This window comes from Humiphilus diazotrophicus (genome assembly GCF_059726315.1).
This window is the reverse complement of sequence record NZ_AP040870.1, coordinates 2,107,276-2,126,700: the sequence shown is the minus strand read 5'-3', so window position 1 is coordinate 2,126,700 and position 19,425 is coordinate 2,107,276. Positions and strand designations below refer to the sequence as shown.

Genomic DNA, 19,425 nt, shown 5'->3' with positions numbered 1-19,425 from the left:
TAAAAAGCGGACAGCTGGTAAAGCGGACAGCTGGTAAAGCGGACAGCTGGTAAAGCGGTCAGCCAAAGTTCGGTCAGCTAAGAGCCGGTCAGCGTCGCTTCGCTTCTGTTAGCACAAGGTGTTCATGCATGATTCAAATCTGCTGGTTTTCAAAACACGGCCATAGCTTATGACTGGAGAAGAGGATTTTCTTCTAGGAACGAAGCGACGCTGACCGGTTTTTAGCTGACCGCTTCACCAGCTGACCGCCTTTTGGCTGTCCGGTCCTTAGCTGGATTTACAATACCTTTTCTGCGGTGAGCTTAGTGAGAACGATCGTCATTCTCGTTGTATTGATGGTGTTAATCCCGGCAAGTGAGACGAGGGGGCAGGAGCAGGACAAAGAGCAGATAGAAGCCGGGCAGTTGCAGATCGCCGGGCAATCTCGTCCTTATCGGCTTCGGCGGCTTCCTCTTTCTTCTTTTCCGGAATTGCCGCCTTCCGTGCGTAGTGTTTTGGCTCAGCGCAGCTGTATGGTGCCTCAGACTTGGGAGGCTCGCCGGCCTGAGAATGTGATTCATGGTGCTTTCTATCAGGCAGGCCACGAAGATTGGGCGGTTTTGTGCTCCCACGATGGAGAGTCGGCTCTTCTGGTCTTTCGCGATGGTATCGGCGTACCGGTAGAATTGGCATCCTATCGGGATCTAGACCGCTTGGTGCCTACAAATGTCGGTGGCCGTTTAGGCTATTCCTGGGGCATTGATACAGCCTCACCCTCCAGACTCCGGCAATTTGCTCCCGGTCAACGCTTCGATCACGACGGCATCGAAGATTCCGTCATCGAACACTCGTCCGTGCTGCACATTTATCGTGACAACCGATGGATAACGATAGAAGGATTAGGATCCTAGAGGTATTCACTATTTGAGATTTGGTGGCTCATTGGAAGATCTACAATCCATTAGAGTTCTATGCGCAACTCTTTTCTAAATCTCTGTATTCAGGCAACTTGATATCCGGAATTTGCTTCGAGATATCCATCTACCATCCCGCCTCACGGTGCTCCGCGAGGAGGGGACCCCAACGGTCTTGCGTTGTCTAGCCGTTCTCTTCTTATCAACAAAACGTAAATTTATCGTTGTTTGTGCGAGTGGAGAACCATAACCCAGGTGTTCTTAGGATAGCTATGGTACGCAATTGCTCTGCTTTCCTGAAGCTAGTCACAGCAAGTTCGCTCCTTGGTGTGGCTATGTTTGCACAACTTCTGAGGGCCCAGCAGACGTCAGCTGCATTCGCTGGCGGAAGCCAAGTTCCCCACATCACACAAGCAATAGACGAGAACTCGCGAATTACGTTGCGGGGGAATGTCCATCCCTTAGCACGCGCGCAGTTCGACAGAGGACAGGCATCGCTCGATACGCCTGCGGAAAGAATGCTGTTGGTACTGCAGCGAAGCTCCGAGCAGGAAACTGCACTCAAGCAGTTCCTTGAAGATGTGCACAATCCAGCCTCTCCGAACTTTCACAAATGGCTTACTCCGGAGCAGTTCGGGAAGCTTTATGGTCCTGCAGACTCAGATGTTCAAGCCGTTAGCGGCTGGTTGCAACAGCAAGGCTTTTCAGTCTCGAGGGTGCTCAAGGGACGAACTGCAATTGAGTTCTCCGGTACTGTCGGTCAGGTGCAGAAGGCTTTCCATACCAGCATCCATAGCTTTGTCGTAAATGGAGAAAAGCACTTCGCCAATACTGCCGATCCGCAGATTCCTGCGGCATTATCTCCGGTAGTAAGAGGCTTGGTATCGCTGAATAATTTCCGGCCGAAACCGTTGGTAAAAACTCTCGGCAAGATGAATCTGGATCCCACGAGCCATAAGGCGACTCCGCAATTCAATGATCCCAGCAATGGTGGTTCCAGCTATTTCTTTGCCGTTACTCCAGGCGACCTGAATACTATCTATAACGTGTCATCGCTCCAGAGCGCAGGTACGAATGGAACGGGAGTAACGATTGGCGTTGTCGGCGATTCCAATATCGATCTCAGTTACGTTAACAATTACCGCTCAGTCTTCGGCCTTCCTGCAAATACTCCAAACGTCATTATTGACGGGAATGATCCCGGCATCACAAATGATTCACTCGAGGCCTATCTCGATGTCGAGATCGCCGGTGCGGTAGCGCCGAAGGCCACCATTAATTTCTATACAGCAGCAGATACGAATGTCGGCTATGGCCTCGATTTAGCTCTTATCCGCGCTATTGAAGACAATCAGGTGCAGGTCCTGAATGTCAGCTTTGGTGCCTGCGAAACCAGTCTCGGAAACTCCGGCAATCAAGAAATCCTTGGTCTTTATGAACAAGCGGCCGCAGCGGGTATGACCATTGTTGTCGCCTCTGGAGACAGTGGATCGGCCACGTGCGATGATCCGAATAAATACACCACTGCGCAGCAGGGACTAGCGGTGAGTGGTTTCGCCTCTACCCCTTATAACCTCGCTGTCGGCGGGACCGATTTTTATTACAGCGACCCGAATTCTATTTGGAATTACTGGAAAGATCTTTCTATTTCCCCTCCGAATAACAATGCCGATTTCAGTTCTGCTTTGAAATACATCCCCGAGAAGGTTTGGAACGATTCGGACCCAACTGGAAATCAAGGAACGGCGAATCCAAACATCAGTGCAGGTGGAGGCGGTCCCAGCACTTGCGCCTTTGTGAACAATTCTGGTTCTTGCCTCGGATACTCGAAGCCCTCGTGGCAAGCCGGTAACGGCGTGCCCTCCGATGGTGTGAGAGATATTCCCGATGTCTCTCTGTTTGCTGCCACTGGTCTGAATTCCAGTACCTACGCTGTTTGTGCTTCATCGGACGATTGTCCGGCAAATGTAAATCCAAACAGCTTGACCTCCCCATTGCCGTTTACCGGGGTAGGCGGAACTTCAGCTGCTTCTCCTGCCATGGCCGGGATTCTGGCACTCGTGGTGCAGAAGTATGGCGCTCAGGGTGTCGCAAATGCTGTTCTTTATCCCTTAGCGACACAGAAACCTGCGAGCTTCCACGACATAACCGTTGGCGGAAATGCTGTAGCTTGTGCGGCTGGAACGGCTGATTGCACAGGTCCTACGATCAATGGAATTCGATATCTTTCCGGTTATCCCGCAAAGACTGGATATGATCTGGCGACCGGAATAGGAAGTGTCGATGCCGGTCAGCTGGTAAGTAACTGGAACACTGTTTCTCTTAAGTCCACGACGACGTCATTATCGTTGAGTTCCACCAGCATCACCCACGGTCAGACGGTGACCCTCAGCGCAACAGTGAATGGTTCCGGTGGGACTCCGACCGGCGATGTTGCGTTTCTCACGAACAACGGTAGTCCTATAGCTGGGAATCATGGATACCTAACCTTGTCGCAGGGGAAGAATACTGTCAGTGCAAGTTCTTCCGGATTGCCAGGTGGCACCTACAGTGTGACGGCTCATTATTCCGGTGACGGAATCTTTGCCGGAAGTACCTCTCCTGCTACAACGATTACCGTCAATCCGGAAAACAGCGCGATTGCTCTCTATGAGTCCAGCACGCAGGGGAGCCTCATCACAGGATTTAGCAATGTGAGCATCGGCTACGGTACCACCATTGCTTTGGATGCCGCTGTTTATCCCACTGCGATAGGGACACCGAGTTCTCGTTCCGATTTCCTTTCCAAGATGCCCGCTCCGGCTACCGGAGCTATTACGGTGAAAGATGGTTCTACCGTAGTAGGTGTCTTCCCCCTGGATGTAACCGGAATAGCAACTGTTTATTTGAGCAATCTATCCTTAGGATCACATTCGCTGGTTTTCAGCTATAGCGGAGATTCCAGCTTTAACGCGAGCAATACTAATTCAATCCCTCTGCCTGTCTCAGTTTCTGCAGCAGGAACAAACTTAACTTTAGCGAGCAGTGCCGCAACAGTTTCGGCCTCAGGAAGCTTTACCTTGACCGCAGTTGTTCAAGCCAGTTCTGTGGCTGTGCAACCTGGCGGCAACATAACTTTTTATAACGGAACAGCGATCCTGGGAACCGCACCGCTTACAGCCGGATATGACACCAATGGCAGCGTCATTTCGGTTGCTAACCTTTCTCAGAGTGCGAGTTCAAACTTGGTTGTCGGAACAAATACTCTGACAGCAAAGTATGGTGGCGATACCAACTATGGTGGCGGAACGAGTAATTCTGTAGCCGTGACAGTTCTGTCCTCTGTTCCGGGGACGAGCAACACGAAGGTGACTCTCTCTTCGGTTGACAGTGACACGCTTCAACTTACGGCAACCGTCACCGGAAGCGGGGGCACGACTCCAACCGGAAGTGTGAACTTCTTTACTTCAGGAGCCTCTCTCGGTGCTGCTTCTCTCTCCGGATCGGGAGGAACCGCTACAGCATCGACAACCTTCTCTTTATCGCAGAATGCAAAGTCTTTGGTAATTGGTTCGGATACCTTTATTGCGCAGTACACCGGAGACAATAACCTTGGAGGCTCCAGCGGAAGCACTTCCTTGCGGCTAACCCAAAATGGGTTGATGCAGGATTACACTTTCCTGCCTGCCCCAGCAGCGGCGGCGGTAAAGGCTGGTTCCACTGCTACTTTCTCCTTAACCCTTACCCCCGTGAATGCTTATACCGGAACGGTAACATTGGCTTGTGCGACACCTTCCGGATTTACAGGGACATGCTCGCTTTCTTCGAACTCTGTTCAGCTGAATGGATCGGCTCCTCAGCAGATAACAGCAACGATTACAACCAGTACCTCGACAGGCAGCTTGCAGCATCAGGCAGATCCTCGCTGGTGGCTTGGAAGCGGCGTTGCCCTGGCCGCACTCATCCTCTTTAGCATTCCTGCTCGCAGGAGAAGCTGGAGAGATCTGCTGGGGATGTTCCTATTCCTGGTCCTGATCGGTGGAATGACCGCTTGTGGTGGTAGTAAGAGCAGCGGTGGTGGTTCCGGCGGTACAGGTGGTGGTACAGGTGGCGGCAGTTCAGCTACTGCTGGAAGCTACAACATCGTCGTAACCGCAACTGCAACTCAGGTTCCCGATCAAGGGACTGTTGTGCACAACACGGTTCTTCGCGTGACGGTGCAATAACCGAAGCCGTAAGAGAACCAAATCTTAGCTGCTAGTCAAAGAGGGCCATTCCTTTCCAGGTGTGGCCCTCTTTTATATGTGTGCAGGTCCAGCTCAAGGATTGATAGTTGCGTTATCGGTATCCGTAGGAATTAATCCTGCAAGGATGTTCGGGCGCCCCAAATCTTCGCCCAACACCAGATCTGCTGTCGGTCTCCGATTCACAGCGAAACGACACATATCAGGGAGAGGGCGAACTTTCTATTCCTTGGCCGGAATCAGACATTGAAAAAGGGGGAGAGTATGGCCTGCGCCCTACTCTCCCCCTTCTTTATTTCCGGGTAATAGCTAAATTGGCTTAGCGCTGCTGTAGTTGAGTACTGTCGTAGCTGCGGATATTCTGCGAAGTTGTAACCGTAATGGGTGATTGCAGACGGAAGTTTACGAGCGTTTCCGGAGCAATTTCCACCTGCTGGCCACGAGTGACACCATTTACGCCAGCTCCCAATCCACCACCGGCAGCTGCGCCGATTGCCGCGCCTTTTCCGCCACCGGCGAGAGCCCCAATAATGGCGCCGAGAGCGGCACCGCCGCCAACCTTTGCCGCCGTATTCTTACCGCGTCCCGCACCCTGTTTGGTGTAAGCATCCGTTACAACCTGAAGATGTTGACCGTGGGCGTTGATGGTAGTGAGCTCGACCGACAGCATAGAACTACCCGAGAAGTGCGCTGCGTCCTTCGCGTCCACAACCCTGCCGATTATGGAAGAACCCGCGGGAATTGCGACCATGCCATCGGCAATCAGGTCTCCGGAAAGAGCACCACGGAAGCTTTGGTTGGGCTGTGCCGTCTGACTGTTCAGTGCGTCGGTCATGCGAACTGGAATGACTGTTCCAGCCGGAATGGTGACTGTTTTCGCCACGGGCTTCGGAGGTGCAGCCGGTGGTGGTACGGTCTTTACTGGTTCAGGAGCCGGAGCCGGTGCAGCCGCGGCCTGCTGTGGATAAGAAGGCTGCTGATAGCTGGTTCCTGCATTCTTCTTCTTGTTGCGATCACGTGCCGGTTCAGAAGCCGGTGCCGCTGCCGGCGGTGCTGCGGCGGTTGCGGGCGGTTGAACCATGAGGTTGTTGATTACCTGCTTGACGCCATCGACAGAGCCGGCATCGTTTGCGGCCAAAGCACGGGAGGCGTCGTCGTTTGCCTGTCCGGCGAGAGTTGCCTTGCCATCCTGAACAGCGACCTGAATGTTTTGGCCATTGAGGGCTGATTCGCCATTAATCTTTGCCTGAATGTCGTTGGCGATCTGCTGATCTGTACGGGCTGCTGGCTGCTGGGTTGACGTGTCGGTCCTTTTCTTGCAGCCAGAGTTGAAGGCTAGCAGCAGGACCATCATTGCTGCTCCCAGCATTTGAACTGTTCTTTTTTGCACTGCTTTCATTTCTTTAAATCCCTTCTTGCAATGAAAAGTTCCGTTAGCCACTGCCATGTCCCATCTCTTATAAGACGCTGGTCTATGCCATTTGTATTCAGCCTATCGAAATTCCCTCTTCTTCAGGGGCTAACCCCCTGAAATTTTGCGCGTCTGCAACCCTGTAAGCAACTGGTCCGGTCGAAGTTTGGACCGCATCACACAAGGAAGTGCACGCGAGGAGCGAACCTCCTGACAGGCGTATATCGAATCTACGGGGACCCGCTGCTGGTTGTCCTCTAGAGGAAACCGTGCCTAACCTCTTTATGCGGAGCAATATCGATACGGGATTTGCTCTAAACTACTGGCAGCACCTCCGGTAATTCGGGCATCAACTGGAGAGACACGAATTTGCCCCGGAAGTTCCGTTTTGTTACTATCCTGGATTCGAATTGAGTCTCCGGGAGCAAGGAGAAACCAAATTATGGCGACAGAAAAACAAGGTAGCAGCAGTTTGGGTTGGTTCGTAGCCGGTCTGGGCTTGGGGGCTCTCCTCGGAGTCCTTTACGCGCCGAAAAGCGGACGCGAAACACGAGAGGACATAGCCGCAGGCGCACGAGAAGGCACAGAATACCTTCGCGCTCGCTCCAAAGAGGCAGCAGAGCAGGTAGGCGTGCTGGTTGACCGTAGTAAGGCCCAGGTGAGCGAGTATATTGATCGTGGCAAAACTTATGTCGATCAAGGCCGCGCACAGTGGGATGAGTTCGTTTCGAAAGGAAAGGATTTCGTAAACGAACAGAGTGATAAAGTTACAGCGGCCGTCGATGCCGGACGCCAGGCGTATCGCTCCACTGCCAACGATCGCCCTTAATGATCACCTAGCACTTTAACCGGATTAGAGCGCCAAACCAGGCTGAGAGTTAGAGAACGATGCAATTTCAACCAACAACACTTCTTGAGATCTTTATTGCGGTTACTGCGTTTGGCGTTCTTCTGCAAGCCATGGTTCTCCTGGGGATGCTTATTGTAGGCCTCAAGGCATGGCGGCGTGCCGATGCTCTTTCGGAAGAGATGAAGACGCAGGTATTACCGCTTCTTATCTCTACCCGGCATCTTCTGGAGGATGTTGCCCCCAGAATTAAAGAAGCCGTAGGAAATCTGACCATTGCTTCGGAAGAACTCCGGACTCAGGCAGAAAATATCAACTCCGCAGTGGGGAGCATCGTTGACAAGACCCGCTTGCAGAGTGAGCGCATCAATAGCATGGTTACTGGGGCTCTGGATGGTGTGAACCATGCCGCAAATGTGGTGCAGCAGGTGGTTTCAGTACCGGCTCGTCAGATTTCGGGAGTATTTAACGGACTCCGGGCGGGACTGGACACCTTGTTTTCCAAAGAGCGGAAATCTCATGCTCCCGAAGATAAAGATCTCTTCGTTTAACTAGAGCGAACGGCTTATCCGAACGGGCATCCCTCAACAGGGGATGCCTGTTCGTGTTTGGGGAGCCATATTGTGTTTATAGGATCTCAGTCCACCTGGGCACGAGAGTGGGGCAATTCTCTTCAAAGACAGCTGTGATGCGTTCGATCAGCTCTTCATAGATCTTGAGAGCGCGGACCGTATTGAGTTTGCAGGAGACAATACGGTGGGCCAGGCGGCTGGCAATTGCCGATAAGAGCAATAATCTTACTTGGGTGGCCTCTGTATAGAGCTCTTCGATGATTTCGGGTGAAATCGAAGATGTGTGCTGACTGGCAAAATCGGCGAGCTTAGCATAGAGACCTGCGTTGTGATAGATGTGCAGCAAATCTCTTAACTTTATTTTATCAATTTCTACGTAACCACTCCGGCCTTCGGTTTCCGAATGGAGGACACTGCAGACACGAACGGAGGATGCTAGTGTCTCCCAGGAATTGAAGCGTTTCCTACTAACTTTCTGCGCTTGTCCAATTGCTGCCAGGAGCAGAGCCACCATTATTACTAAAATTTGAGGCCATGAGATGAGGGTGCATATCCAGTATCCGAGAGAGAGTAGATATGCAGCTCGCTGGTAATAATTTATCCAGAGTGTGTGATAAATCGCGTAATTGTAGGTAGCAACCAAATCGATGATGGAAAATATCGCCAGGCCAGTTATGACCTTCTGTACTGAGGTCTTCCAAGGCGTTTGAAGTATTCCTGATACTGCGACGATGCCTATGAAGAGCAATGTACGCAAAACTGTGAGTGTGAAGTCGATTGCATCAACGAGATTGTTAGTCCATTGGGGAGCGCTAAACTTTACCGTCGAGAGAATAAGTAAGGTTAGTAAAGTGGATAGAACTCCCACAATACAGAGCCTCTTCCACGTCCATCTTGGTAGGTCTTTCTTGTCTGGAGAGAAGAGGTTTCTTGTAATTTCATAGAGGAAGCAAAACTGCAGTGAATAATCTAGAACCGCCGACGACCAGTAGGCAATGAAATAAGTATGCGGTGAACAGTAACTATAGATTGGAAACAACACTACATCACGCACGATTTCGTATGCCATTAGCAAGGTAAAGAAAGGGAATGATTTGACGTAGCGATAAAAAATAAGAGTAAAGAGTAATAGTAACTCACCCGAAAAGGCCAACACCCATATCGCGTTATCGATAAATGTGTGCTGCATCTAATTATTCCCTCTAGTGGTAGAGCTTCCAGCCGGAGCCTGCCTATTAGCGGCGGAGTTGCAAATGAGAGGTTGTTCTCTTCTGAATCTTTCCTGCTGATGAAGTTGCTTACAGTACTTCCATCAGTTTGGGAAAGAGAGCAGGGCACCTCTCCTGAAATACCACCGTAAGGTGCTTGGCCATTTCACTGTAAAGCTGTACCGCACGATAAGCGTTTACGTGAGAAGACGTAGTGCGAAGGAGGAGATAATTGGCCAGAGCAAAAATAACAAGAAGCCTTACCTGGGCAGCTTCTGTATAGATCTCTTCAATAATGGTCTTGGGGATGGTTGAGGTATGCTGCAGGACATAGTCGGCAAGCTTCGCGTAAATCCCGGCATTGTGATATATGTTGGCCAAGCCAGCGGGACCGCCAATACAATCCCAGATTTCGTTGCTACCGGCTTTTAACTCTGTTTTCCAACCAAAACGATCAACGACACGTTCAATCTCTGCATTAGAGCGTATCGACATGGTGATGGATTCCCACGAGGTAAGGCGTTTACTTTGCCTGCGCCTCCAATAACCCATTGCTGCCAAGAACAGTGAGGCAAGTAGCACTGCAATATGTGGCCAGATCATTTGCGATCCCTAAAGTCCTCTAGAAGTTTCCTGTCGAGAGTGACAGCCCGGTGGACTCTATAGACCAATGCTTCAACTTGGGGCGCGAGTGGCCTTCGTTCCGGCTCGGGTAAAGACAACGTGCAGATCCAATAAGTTAGGGAAAAAAGATAAGCAATACTGTGATAATAAATTATCCAGTCAGCATGGTACACACTATATTCATAATCTACAACTAAATCAATTAAAGAGTATATGGCTAACCCGGTAGCGATTCTTTGAATATGGTTCTTCCATGTGATCCCCAGTAGACCTGAGAAGACCGAGATGCTCGCAAAAAGCATACATCTCAAGACCGAAAAGGCCAGATTCGTCGTTTCGATCAGGTTCTCAATCCAATTGGGAGCTCCATGGTTCATGTTACTTGCCACAATAATGGTGACAGCAATAGAGCACAGAATAAGGAAACCTAGTATCCAAAATGACTGGATTGGAGGCCGTCGCCTCTCCGGGAATAATGCATTTCTCGCGATTTCGTACAGTATGCCCAGTTGCAAAAGATAGTCGGGAATTGCTCCTGCCCAGAATGCTATGAAATAAGCATGCTTGGACATGAATGTACGGACCAGGAACAGAGAGATAGTTCTGAGTATCAGAAATGCAATTGACGCCGTGAAAATCGGAAAGTTTAGGGCCCTTTTGCGAAAAATCAGGATATAAAACAAGGCGATGTGGCCGATAAACCCCATCGCCCAGAGAACATTATTAACGAGCAGATGCATTCTTGCTCAGCTCCAGAATCAATGCACTGTTGCTCTGACGTGAAATTGGTTCGACTGCTAGACAAATAGTGAGAGAACAGTCTGAATGGCGAACATCATTGCTTGACTCGTGGGTTTTGGATCGGTACCTGTTGGCCAAGCAAACGCGGATGACGTCATTGCAAAGGTTAAGGTGGCGATGATCGCTGCATTGCGAAGTGTGTTGCGCATAGAAAATCTCCTTGGGCGCGTAGACGCGCGATATCTGGAGAGTAGCTTTTCTTATGCGTGGTGTTAAAGACACAATCGTACCTTTTGATCTACAGAGGTTCCATCTTTGGCAAAGTTTACTCTCGAAACGCTAAAAATAGTTACATCAATTATTTACACCTTGCCAGTATCTGAATACTGTAGAATCAACGACTTATTGTTTTAGCCATGCAAATCCAGCCACCGCCCACCACTTCATCCCCGTCATAAAAAACAGCCGATTGACCAGGAGTAACTGCTCTCTGGGGGTGATCAAAGACTGCTCTAACCGTATCCGTATCAACCATTTCTATCGTGGCTGCTGCCGGTTCGTGGCGATGGCGGATCTTAACTGTTACCCGCATTGGGGCCTCCAGCCTCGGGATCGAAATCCAATTCAGTTGCTGGGCGTGGAGTTCCGGGCTAAGCAGGTCTGGTTCACTGCCTACTGTAACTGCGTGAGAAGTACTATTAATTTGAATGACATACAGCGGATTAGGAGATGAGATTCCCAAGCCCTTCCTTTGTCCGATGGTGAAGTTATGAATCCCTTCGTGGATTCCGAGAACCTCTCCGGATGTATTCACTAACTCACCCTTTGTGTCCGGTAATGTTTCTTCCTGTTCTTCCAGATAAGCATCGATAAACTTCTTGTAATCGCCACCCGGGATAAAACAGATTTCTTGGGAATCCGGTTTTGAAGCCAGTGCTAAGCCATGTTCCCTTGCCATTTCCCGCACCTGCGGCTTGGTATAGGTCCCCAGAGGGAAGAGCGTACGGGATAACTGTTCCTGAGTAAGGCCAAAGAGGAAGTAGGTCTGATCCTTTGCCGTATCCAAGGGGCGCTTCAGAATCCAACGTCCGCGAGCGGGATCGTATTCATTCCGGGCATAGTGGCCTGTCGCAATCCTGTCAGCACCGATTTGCCGGGCCGTGATCAACAACTGGTCGAACTTGAGGTGGTTATTACAGAGGGAACAGGGAATTGGCGTCCGCCCAGCCAGGTATTCGCTGACAAAGGGACGGACAACGTCACGTTCGAAGCGCTCCTGCTGATTCACAACGTAATAAGGAACGCCCAAGGACTCCGCCACTCGGCGGGCGTCGTAGACGTCGTCCAGGGAACAGCAGCGCCCTTGAACCTGTTCCGGCATGCCCTCTTTTCCTGCCAGTCGCCGCTGATTCCATAACTGCAATGTCAGGCCGATAAGTTCGTAACCTTCGGCCTTCAGAAGTGCCGCGACAGTGGAGGAGTCCACCCCTCCGGACATAGCGACGGCGATAGTCTTGTTGTTCTCGGTATGCAAACTGTTTTCCTTAGTCGCTCGGCGACCCGATCAGAGATTTATTGCGCGTTAGCCAGCGCGCGTTTGGCGTAAACGGGAGATATATCCCGAAGCCTGGATACAGCAGCGGGTAGGATTTCGAGTGCAAAATCCACATCGGCTTCCGTGGTGGTCTTCATCAGGCTGAAGCGCAGGCTGGCTCGTGCGCGTTCTTCTCCCAATCCCATAGCCAATAAAACATGCGAGGGCTCGGTTGCCCCGGATTGGCATGCCGATCCGCCAGAGACGGCCAACCCCTTTAGATCTAATGCGATAACCAGAGCTTCGCCTTCGAGATAATCGAACCAGAGATTGGTTGTGTTGGGAACACGCGGAACCCTGCCGCCATTGATACCGACATCGCCGATCACGGCCAGAATACCGCTTTCAAGCTTGTCTCTCAGCTTTACCGTTTTCTTCTGGCTGCCATCGTTCAGGCTCTTCATTGCAATTTCAACGGCCTTGCCCAAGCCGACAATTCCGGGAAGATTTTCGGTTCCTGCCCGGCGCTGCCGCTCATGGGGTCCACCGAAGAAGAGAGGCTCAAGCTGAGTTCCACGGCGTACGAACAGGATTCCTGTTCCCTGAGGAGCGTGCATCTTATGCCCGCTAATCGAGAGTAGATCGCAGCCAATGCTCCGCACATCCAGAGGGAGCTTTCCCGCAGCCTGGACTGCATCTGTATGAAAATAAACGTCAGCTTCTGCAGCGATCTTCCCAATTTCCTCAACCGGCTGGATAGCACCGGTTTCGTTATTGGCCATCATGACGCTGATCAGCTTTGTCTTCTGTGTCAGTGCCCGGCGCACATCGTCCGGATCGATAATTCCTTCCGCGGAGACGCCTAAAAAGGTTACGTCTATCCCCCGTTCGCGAAGACGTTCTGCGGAGTTCAAAACTGCATGGTGCTCAATTGCCGAGGTGATGACGTGGTCTCCTGCTTGTACCAGGCCGAAGAGCGCCATGTTATCGGATTCCGTACCACCACTGGTGAACACGATCTCTGCGGGACGGCAGTGCAGCATTTCTGCGACAATCTCGCGTGCATGCTCGACGGCAGCCCTGGCCTGTTGCCCCTGCTGATGAATCGAAGAGGCATTGCCAAAGTGATCCAACAGATATGGGCGCATCGCCTCCAACACTTCCGGCAGAAGTGGAGTGGTGGCATTCGCATCCATGTAAACACGCCGCATAACGGGAAACAGCTTCAGCTTGGGTCAATACCCATTAGCTTTCGGCTGTGTTTCAATCTCCTCTTCCTCCATTTTAAGATGTTTCCGGGTTTGCCCTACAGAAGAGGATGAGCGAGGTTCCCGATTCGATGCGATTCCAAGCAATCGCCAAGGCCAGCTCCGGTTTTCAAATGACACACTTGGATCTCCGTTTCGAATAAGCTTTTTGATTGCAGCCACTTAGGGGAATCTAGGGGCTCGCGTGGATATTCGCTGAATTTGCTGTTAGGCTTTTTGCGCTGTCAATTTGCCCTAGGAGGCTACTTCGTGAGATTCAGTATCCGCGTTTTTCTGGTGTGTCTCTTGTTTGCCATGCCATCGTTTACGTTTGCGCAGATGTCATCTTCCACCCATCCAGCTGTCGGCAGCCAGGTCCCTCCTGCACAAGTTTACGGAAAGCTGCTCAGTGGTATCGAAAAGGAGATTGTCGACCTGGCGGATGCCATGCCTGAGGACAAATACAACTTTGTTCCCACGCAAGGCGAATACAAGGGCGTGAACAACTTTGCCGAGATGGTGAAACATATTGCCGAGTCGAACTATTACTTCTTCGGCAAAGCTGCTAATGCCGATCCCGCAGCCGGAGAGGCGATTAAGAAGCTGAGCAACAAAGCTGCAATTGTGCAGGCGCTGAAGGAATCCTTTGCGGTAGCGCATAAGGGAATCGACAGCATGACAGCGCAGAATGCCTTTGAGCAGACAGAGCGTGGGACCAGAGCCGGTTCAGCCACCATTGGCATGACACATATGATGGATCATTATGGACAGCTGGTTGAGTATCTGCGGTTGAACGGAATTATTCCTCCCGCAAGCAGAAAATAAGCAACTTGGCTGTCGGCAAAATTCTTCTTAGTAAAACTTACCGGGGATGTCTTCCAGTGCTCAGCAAGAGATTTGGAAGCATCCCTCTGCTTCAGAGGAGTGGCATTTCGTTGGGGTATCGAATACGAACCATATTGCCGCCAATACCACTCGGCACTTAACCAACCGTAGCTCTGGTCTTTGAGTTTACGGGCAGGGGAGTTGTCTGGTGGTATAGCGACAATGTCATAACCATCTCTATAATTCCAGTCAATAGAGAGCCATTTAGGCCCACCTATAACATCGGACATATGCATACCCAGAGCCGTTGCCAATGCGAGCCGAAGTGATATGTCCCAGACCTCCACTCTCCCTCCAGGCATGTTGCTTACAACTCCCGGGCTGTGTGCGACGTCTGGGCCGCCGCTATAGTCATGTGGTTTTATTGTTGCCACCTGAAACTCTGCCAGATGCTGAAGCTCTTGTAGCTTCGTTCCCGATTGGGCGGGAAGTTCCATCGAGCATCGAGCGATCTGCAAGGCGCTATTTCAGGGGAATCGTTACGGCGCTGACCAATCGGTGCGCGCCGCTTCTCACTCCTTCTCGCTCATTAGCGCGATCGCCTTTAGTACAGCCGCAGTATTGCGGTAGTTAATCCCGATATTCGCCAAGCCGATGGCAGCAATGAGAAGCCCCATCCCTGTGAAGCCCGCGATCAGCATGATTCGCAGGTCCGTTACCTGATTCATTGCGATTATCACAAAGCAAGCGAGGACCGCGAATACGATCGTCAGTGCAATAGTGGCTTTGCGCCGACGATCTGCGGCATCGAGTGCCCGCCGAAGCATCGATTCGTTCGTCTCCGTCATGGTAATTCCCCGTTTCGTTCTAATAGTCTCCTAAGATTTTGGAGCCCGTATGCGAGCCGGGACTTCACTGTCCCAGGCGACAGGCTAAGAATTGCGGCAACCTCAGTAATTGGTAGATCCTCAAAGTAGTGCAGTGAGATGACAGCACGCGTTGGGGGCGAAAGGTGCTCTAGCATCCGTTGTAATTCGTCTGCCAAGACCGGGTCGAAGGCAGCGCGCATCTGAGGCAGCAATTCGACATCGACTTCCTTATCCAGGCCATCATTCGAGCGCGAGTGTCGCAGAGAGGCGCACGCTGCCCGCGTTGCAATACGATACATCCAGGCCCGGAAAAACTCTGCTTTTCGCAGTTCCTTCAAGTGCAGACACACTTGGAGCAGAGTCTCCTGAAGGACATCCTGGGCGGACTCGTCTCCCGTCACTCTCCGGATATGTCCGAGCAGCACTCTCTGCGCTCGTCGCAGGATGAGTTCCAGCGCCTCGCCATCGCCTGCTTGGGCTCGCAGCACCAGCAGCGTTTCCTGAGCTCGATCGTTCGTCTTTCGGCCCTCACTTGTTCAGAGACGCAGCAGGTCCGACCTGTTCGGTGTCCCAAGAAATATTTCTTCGATGTGTGCTTGCGCGCAACCTGATTCTTGTCGGCTACCCTTGCCTCGCTGTGGCGGGATCACTCGCCTTCCTTGTTACCCAAATACCGTGCTTCCGCGCAAACCAGCCGTAGAAGTCATCAAACAAGAAAAGTCAGCCCGGCCTTCGAGCAAAAACATACTCCGCAACCTTGACCTACCTGCGGTTCACGTAACGCTCCGGAAATACGCACCTTGGCTGTCAGCGGAATTTTCCCATAAAGCGTATAGGGGATGCCTCCAGATCTCAGCAAGAGATTTGGAGGCATCCCCTATGGACGTCTTACAAGTTGTTTTACCGCGCTTCTATTGGGATGTAGGGCGCAGGGTAGGTAGCTCCAAGGTATTCTGCACGGGGACGGATCAGGCGATTGTCGTCCACTTGCTCAATGACGTGTGCTGTCCAACCGGCAATACGGCTAACGGCAAAGATGGGCGTAAAGAGATCGAGATCGATGCCCAGTGTGGTGTAGGTGGAAGCAGAATAAAAATCAACGTTGGCATTCAGCTTCTTTTCCGTATTGATGTAGAGCTCGATCTTCCGCGACATATCGAACCACTTCGTAATTCCAGACGATTTGCCTAGATCTTCCGACATTTTGCGAAGGTGAGTCGCGCGTGGATCTTCGGTATGGTAGACCCGATGTCCGAAGCCCATGACCTTCTTCTTCTCCGCGAGCATTTGCTTAACGTACTCAACCGGGTCGGCTCCAGCCGCATCGATTGCGAAGAGCATATGCATGACGGCTTCATTGGCTCCGCCGTGAAGGGGGCCCTTGAGAGCTCCGATTGCACCGGTGATAGCGGAATGAATATCGCTCAAGGTTGCGGCGATTACGCGAGCGGTGAAAGTCGAGGCATTTAGCTCGTGGTCTGCGTGAAGGATCAGAGCAATGTCCAGAGCCTTGGTGGCCGTCTCCGAAGGCTTTTCGCCATTCAGCATCCAAAGGAAATTGCCAGCATGGGTTAAGGACTTGTCTGGTTCGATGATGGGGAGATTCTTGCGAATTCGGTCATAGACCGCCACAATCATTGCAATTTGCGCAGTCAAATGAAAGCTTTTGCGCAAATTTGCTTCATGATTGTTGGCCTTTTCGTAGGTGTCGTAGAAGCTCAGCGCCGAAACGGCGGTGCGCAGTACCTCCATAGGGGTTGCGCTTGTGGGGAAGCTCTTCAGCAGGTCGACAATCCCCTGATTCAGAACACGAGCCTCTGCTAATTCTTGCGAGAAGTCCTTCAGCTCCGGTTTGGTCGGCAGTTTCCCATTCCACAGCAGGAAGCAGGTCTCCTCAAAGGTCGACTTTGCTGCCAGCTCGTGAATATCGATTCCGCGATATGCCAGTACTCCTGCTTCTCCATCAATCCAGCAAACGCCGGAATTGGCGGCTACAATTCCTTCCAGACCTCTCGATGCGACCGTAGTCGACATGCGTTCCACTCTCCTGGTGCTTACGATGTTGAATGCTTACTGCAAAAGTGTCCGACTCCGCGGCGGTAGAACTAGGGAAAAACGCCATCGGAGGTCACATCACATTCAATTTTTATAGCGCAGCGCTTTATCGGTTGTCACTTGTCGTAGCCAATCTAGAGAAATAGATGGCTTTTTCCCCTTCACAATATTGAGAAGTAATGAATTATTACAGCTCGGCTGGCGAAAAGCGTTCCAGGCCAAAGACTTCGACCGGAATTTCGCAGTTTTCGCCCCGAATCAGCTTGGCCATGAGGTAGCCCGTTGCCGGTGCCAGCAGGATTCCATTGCGAAAGTGCCCTGTTGCGATCCATTGACGAGGGCTGGTAAGGCCCATTAGCGGCAACCCGTCGGCCGATCCCGGCCGCAATCCCGCCCAAACGCCATTTTCAAGCCTCTGAGCACCCTTAATTGGCGGGAACAGCTCTTCCGCCGATTCGATCAGAGCGCGAGTTGTGCCTTCCCGGACTTCCTTGTTGAATCCAACTCTCTCCAGGGTAGCTCCAATCAGGATCCGTCCATCCCCTCGTGGAACCAGGTAGACCTCCGGCGTGCGGATGACGACAGAGAGTTGAGCCAGTTCGGGTTTGGCGAGGGTGACGATTTGCCCCTTACGTGGTTCGATGCCCAGGAATTCCGGAGCGGGGCTCTGAATTTTGCTCAATAGCTTTTCCGCCCAGGCTCCACAGCAATTGACAAAGGACGATGCAGAAAAGCTTTCCTGGTCCGAGTGAACGCGAATGCCGTTTGCCAGGGTCTCGATGTTTGTGACTTCAAAATTTTCATGCAGCATGACTCCGGCTGCAATTGCCGCTTTCGGCAGGGCAGAGCAGAGCTCCCGGGGATCGAGGCTATTTTCTTCAAGAAGGAGGAAGTCCCGTTCTGTGGTGACTAGCCCCGGGACCAGTTCTTGGACCTCTTGCGGACTCAGCAATCGGCCACATTTCCGTTCTTCTTCGGAAAATGACTTACCCCGAGCCGAACCCTGGAGTGTCAGCTTGGTCTTCATTTTTATTTCTTGATGACTTAGGCGTTGAATTTCGTCTAAGAAACGGGGGTAAAGCCGCAGGCTGAGTTCGCTAATGGGTTGTAAAACAGGAGGATTATCGGGATCGTGTGCTGCCAGCATTCCTGCCGCCGCCGCCGATGCTTCGCTCATCGCTCGTCCGCGTTCCAGTACAGTGGCATGCACGCCTGCGAGCGCCAGGTGAAGGGCGGTCGACAGACCGATGATGCCGGCTCCGGCGAGAATCACTTCTGTTTTTTCCATACTGCCTATTTTAGGTCCGTATCGGAAAATGCAATGTGCTGATATTTTTCAGCTACATTTACCTTTGCAGTACAGTAGGATGCTCATGTCCTCGGGCGCAGCCATGATTCATCACGAAAGGCAAAATTTATGAACGAACAAGACGAGTACTCGCCAGAATTCTCTTCCCGGTCCGGAACACATCCCGCGGTCATAGTGTCCATCGTAGTTGTGGGTTTGGCTGCGCTGGCTGCTATCCTCTGGAGCTATTACCTTTCGCAACGTATTGCTCAGCAGGACAAGCAGACACAAGATTTAGTTACTCAGAATGAGAAACTGGCGGCAAACCTGGACAAGACGAATGCCCGGCTCAAGGTCGAGTCTGAAGCTTTAGGGCAGTCTGTCGGAATCACCCAGAAGCAGTTTGAGATGCGTGCTCAGTCGCTGCTGCAAAAGCAGCAAACCGATTCCAAGAGGCTTGAGGCTGCAGCTGAAGAGAATCGTAAGCAGATCGGCGCTGTCTCCAGTGAGGTTTCCAACGTCAAGACCGATGTCGGAGGAGTGAAGACCGAGGTGACAAAGGCGCAGAGCGATGCTCAGAGCGCACTTTCTCAGCTGCAGTCGGTTCGCGGTGATATGGGCATGCAAAGCGGTTTGATTGCTCGCAATCACGACGAACTGGAATTACTGAAACATCGTGGAGACCGGAATTACTTTGAGTTCACTCTGAATAAGAAATCCCGTCAGCCGATTTCCATCGTCAGTCTCGAATTGAAAAAAGCCGATTCGAAGCACAATCGCTTCACTCTGGAAGTAAGTGCGGACGACAAAAAGATTGAGAAGAAGGACAAGACTTTGAATGAGCCGATCCAGTTCTATGCGGGCAAAACTCCGGCTCTTTATGAGATCGTTGTGAACTCGATCAACAACAAAAATCAGGTAGTCGGATATCTTTCAGCGCCAAAGAATCAGTAAACCGAATATCTTTAATAGAAACACAAACCCCGTCTTCGGACGGGGTTTGTGTTTCTAAAGGTTACATTTGGAATGGAGCTGAACAGCACTGATGGGATACAGCGAGATTCTGGTACTCGTTACACTGCTTTTGT

At 51.5% G+C, this 19,425-nt stretch carries 17 protein-coding genes; 6 read left to right on the top strand and 11 right to left on the bottom strand.

Annotated elements, in window-relative coordinates; translation table 11 throughout:
- Positions 1 to 305 precede the first annotated feature (305 nt).
- Both AC6I7T_RS09905 and AC6I7T_RS09900 read left to right on the top strand, forming a co-directional pair.
- Positions 306 to 890 (top strand): hypothetical protein, encoded by a 585-nt coding sequence (locus AC6I7T_RS09905; protein WP_497793215.1) that lies wholly within the window; start codon positions 306 to 308, stop codon positions 888 to 890.
- A gap of 275 nt (positions 891 to 1,165) precedes the next feature.
- Positions 1,166 to 5,098 carry an Ig-like domain repeat protein gene (locus tag AC6I7T_RS09900; protein ID WP_497793214.1) on the top strand — a complete coding sequence of 1,311 codons (3,933 nt, stop codon included), beginning with the start codon at positions 1,166 to 1,168 and terminating at the stop codon, positions 5,096 to 5,098.
- A gap of 337 nt (positions 5,099 to 5,435) precedes the next feature.
- Here the strand turns inward: AC6I7T_RS09900 and AC6I7T_RS09895 are convergent, their stop codons facing one another.
- Positions 5,436 to 6,515: a BON domain-containing protein gene (locus AC6I7T_RS09895; RefSeq protein WP_497793213.1), complete on the bottom strand. Its 1,080-nt coding sequence runs from the start codon at positions 6,513 to 6,515 to the stop codon at positions 5,436 to 5,438.
- 454 nt (positions 6,516 to 6,969) lie between these two features.
- On the opposite strand from AC6I7T_RS09895, the gene AC6I7T_RS09890 reads away from it, so the two are divergent.
- Positions 6,970 to 7,356 (top strand): YtxH domain-containing protein, encoded by a 387-nt coding sequence (locus AC6I7T_RS09890; RefSeq protein WP_497793212.1) that lies wholly within the window; start codon positions 6,970 to 6,972, stop codon positions 7,354 to 7,356.
- 59 nt (positions 7,357 to 7,415) lie between these two features.
- Positions 7,416 to 7,925 carry a hypothetical protein gene (locus AC6I7T_RS09885; RefSeq protein WP_497793211.1) on the top strand — a complete coding sequence of 170 codons (510 nt, stop codon included), beginning with the start codon at positions 7,416 to 7,418 and terminating at the stop codon, positions 7,923 to 7,925.
- Positions 7,926 to 8,001: 76 nt separating this feature from the next.
- On the opposite strand, the gene AC6I7T_RS09880 is transcribed toward AC6I7T_RS09885, so the two are convergent.
- The 5 genes from AC6I7T_RS09880 to AC6I7T_RS09860 all read right to left on the bottom strand — a co-directional run bounded on the left by AC6I7T_RS09880 (position 8,002) and on the right by AC6I7T_RS09860 (position 13,264).
- On the bottom strand, positions 8,002 to 9,135 hold the full coding sequence (locus tag AC6I7T_RS09880; protein WP_497793210.1) for a hypothetical protein: 1,134 nt from the start codon (positions 9,133 to 9,135) through the stop codon (positions 8,002 to 8,004).
- 109 nt (positions 9,136 to 9,244) lie between these two features.
- On the bottom strand, positions 9,245 to 9,649 hold the full coding sequence (locus tag AC6I7T_RS09875; RefSeq protein WP_497793209.1) for a hypothetical protein: 405 nt from the start codon (positions 9,647 to 9,649) through the stop codon (positions 9,245 to 9,247).
- A 926-nt stretch (positions 9,650 to 10,575) separates the two neighbouring features.
- A complete protein-coding gene (locus AC6I7T_RS09870) occupies positions 10,576 to 10,728 on the bottom strand; it encodes a hypothetical protein (RefSeq protein ID WP_497793208.1) in 153 nt (50 codons plus the stop codon).
- A gap of 185 nt (positions 10,729 to 10,913) precedes the next feature.
- Positions 10,914 to 12,053, bottom strand: coding sequence for a tRNA 2-thiouridine(34) synthase MnmA (gene mnmA, locus AC6I7T_RS09865; protein WP_497793207.1), 1,140 nt, complete (start codon positions 12,051 to 12,053; stop codon positions 10,914 to 10,916).
- 38 nt (positions 12,054 to 12,091) lie between these two features.
- The gene (locus tag AC6I7T_RS09860) at positions 12,092 to 13,264 is read right to left on the bottom strand and encodes a cysteine desulfurase family protein (protein ID WP_497793206.1); all 1,173 of its coding nucleotides are present in this window, start codon (positions 13,262 to 13,264) and stop codon (positions 12,092 to 12,094) included.
- Positions 13,265 to 13,570: 306 nt separating this feature from the next.
- On the opposite strand from AC6I7T_RS09860, the gene AC6I7T_RS09855 reads away from it, so the two are divergent.
- A complete protein-coding gene (locus AC6I7T_RS09855) occupies positions 13,571 to 14,125 on the top strand; it encodes a DinB family protein (RefSeq protein ID WP_497793205.1) in 555 nt (184 codons plus the stop codon).
- On the opposite strand, the gene AC6I7T_RS09850 is transcribed toward AC6I7T_RS09855, so the two are convergent.
- The 5 genes from AC6I7T_RS09850 to AC6I7T_RS09830 all read right to left on the bottom strand — a co-directional run bounded on the left by AC6I7T_RS09850 (position 14,062) and on the right by AC6I7T_RS09830 (position 18,337).
- The gene (locus tag AC6I7T_RS09850) at positions 14,062 to 14,622 is read right to left on the bottom strand and encodes a hypothetical protein (protein ID WP_497793204.1); all 561 of its coding nucleotides are present in this window, start codon (positions 14,620 to 14,622) and stop codon (positions 14,062 to 14,064) included. The two genes, AC6I7T_RS09855 and AC6I7T_RS09850, sit on opposite strands and share 64 nt — an antisense overlap.
- A gap of 75 nt (positions 14,623 to 14,697) precedes the next feature.
- Positions 14,698 to 14,973 (bottom strand): hypothetical protein, encoded by a 276-nt coding sequence (locus tag AC6I7T_RS09845; RefSeq protein WP_497793202.1) that lies wholly within the window; start codon positions 14,971 to 14,973, stop codon positions 14,698 to 14,700.
- On the bottom strand, positions 14,970 to 15,482 hold the full coding sequence (locus AC6I7T_RS09840; protein WP_497793201.1) for an RNA polymerase sigma factor: 513 nt from the start codon (positions 15,480 to 15,482) through the stop codon (positions 14,970 to 14,972). Before AC6I7T_RS09840 ends, AC6I7T_RS09845 begins: the two co-directional genes overlap by 4 nt.
- Before the next feature lie 412 nt (positions 15,483 to 15,894).
- Positions 15,895 to 17,028, bottom strand: a complete 1,134-nt coding sequence (locus AC6I7T_RS09835; RefSeq protein ID WP_497793200.1) for a citrate synthase — start codon at positions 17,026 to 17,028, stop codon at positions 15,895 to 15,897.
- A gap of 208 nt (positions 17,029 to 17,236) precedes the next feature.
- Positions 17,237 to 18,337: an NAD(P)/FAD-dependent oxidoreductase gene (locus AC6I7T_RS09830; RefSeq protein WP_497793199.1), complete on the bottom strand. Its 1,101-nt coding sequence runs from the start codon at positions 18,335 to 18,337 to the stop codon at positions 17,237 to 17,239.
- 129 nt (positions 18,338 to 18,466) lie between these two features.
- On the opposite strand from AC6I7T_RS09830, the gene AC6I7T_RS09825 reads away from it, so the two are divergent.
- Complete coding sequence (locus tag AC6I7T_RS09825) at positions 18,467 to 19,291, top strand: hypothetical protein (RefSeq protein ID WP_497793198.1); 825 nt, start codon at positions 18,467 to 18,469, stop codon at positions 19,289 to 19,291.
- The last annotated feature ends 134 nt before the right edge of the window (positions 19,292 to 19,425 follow it).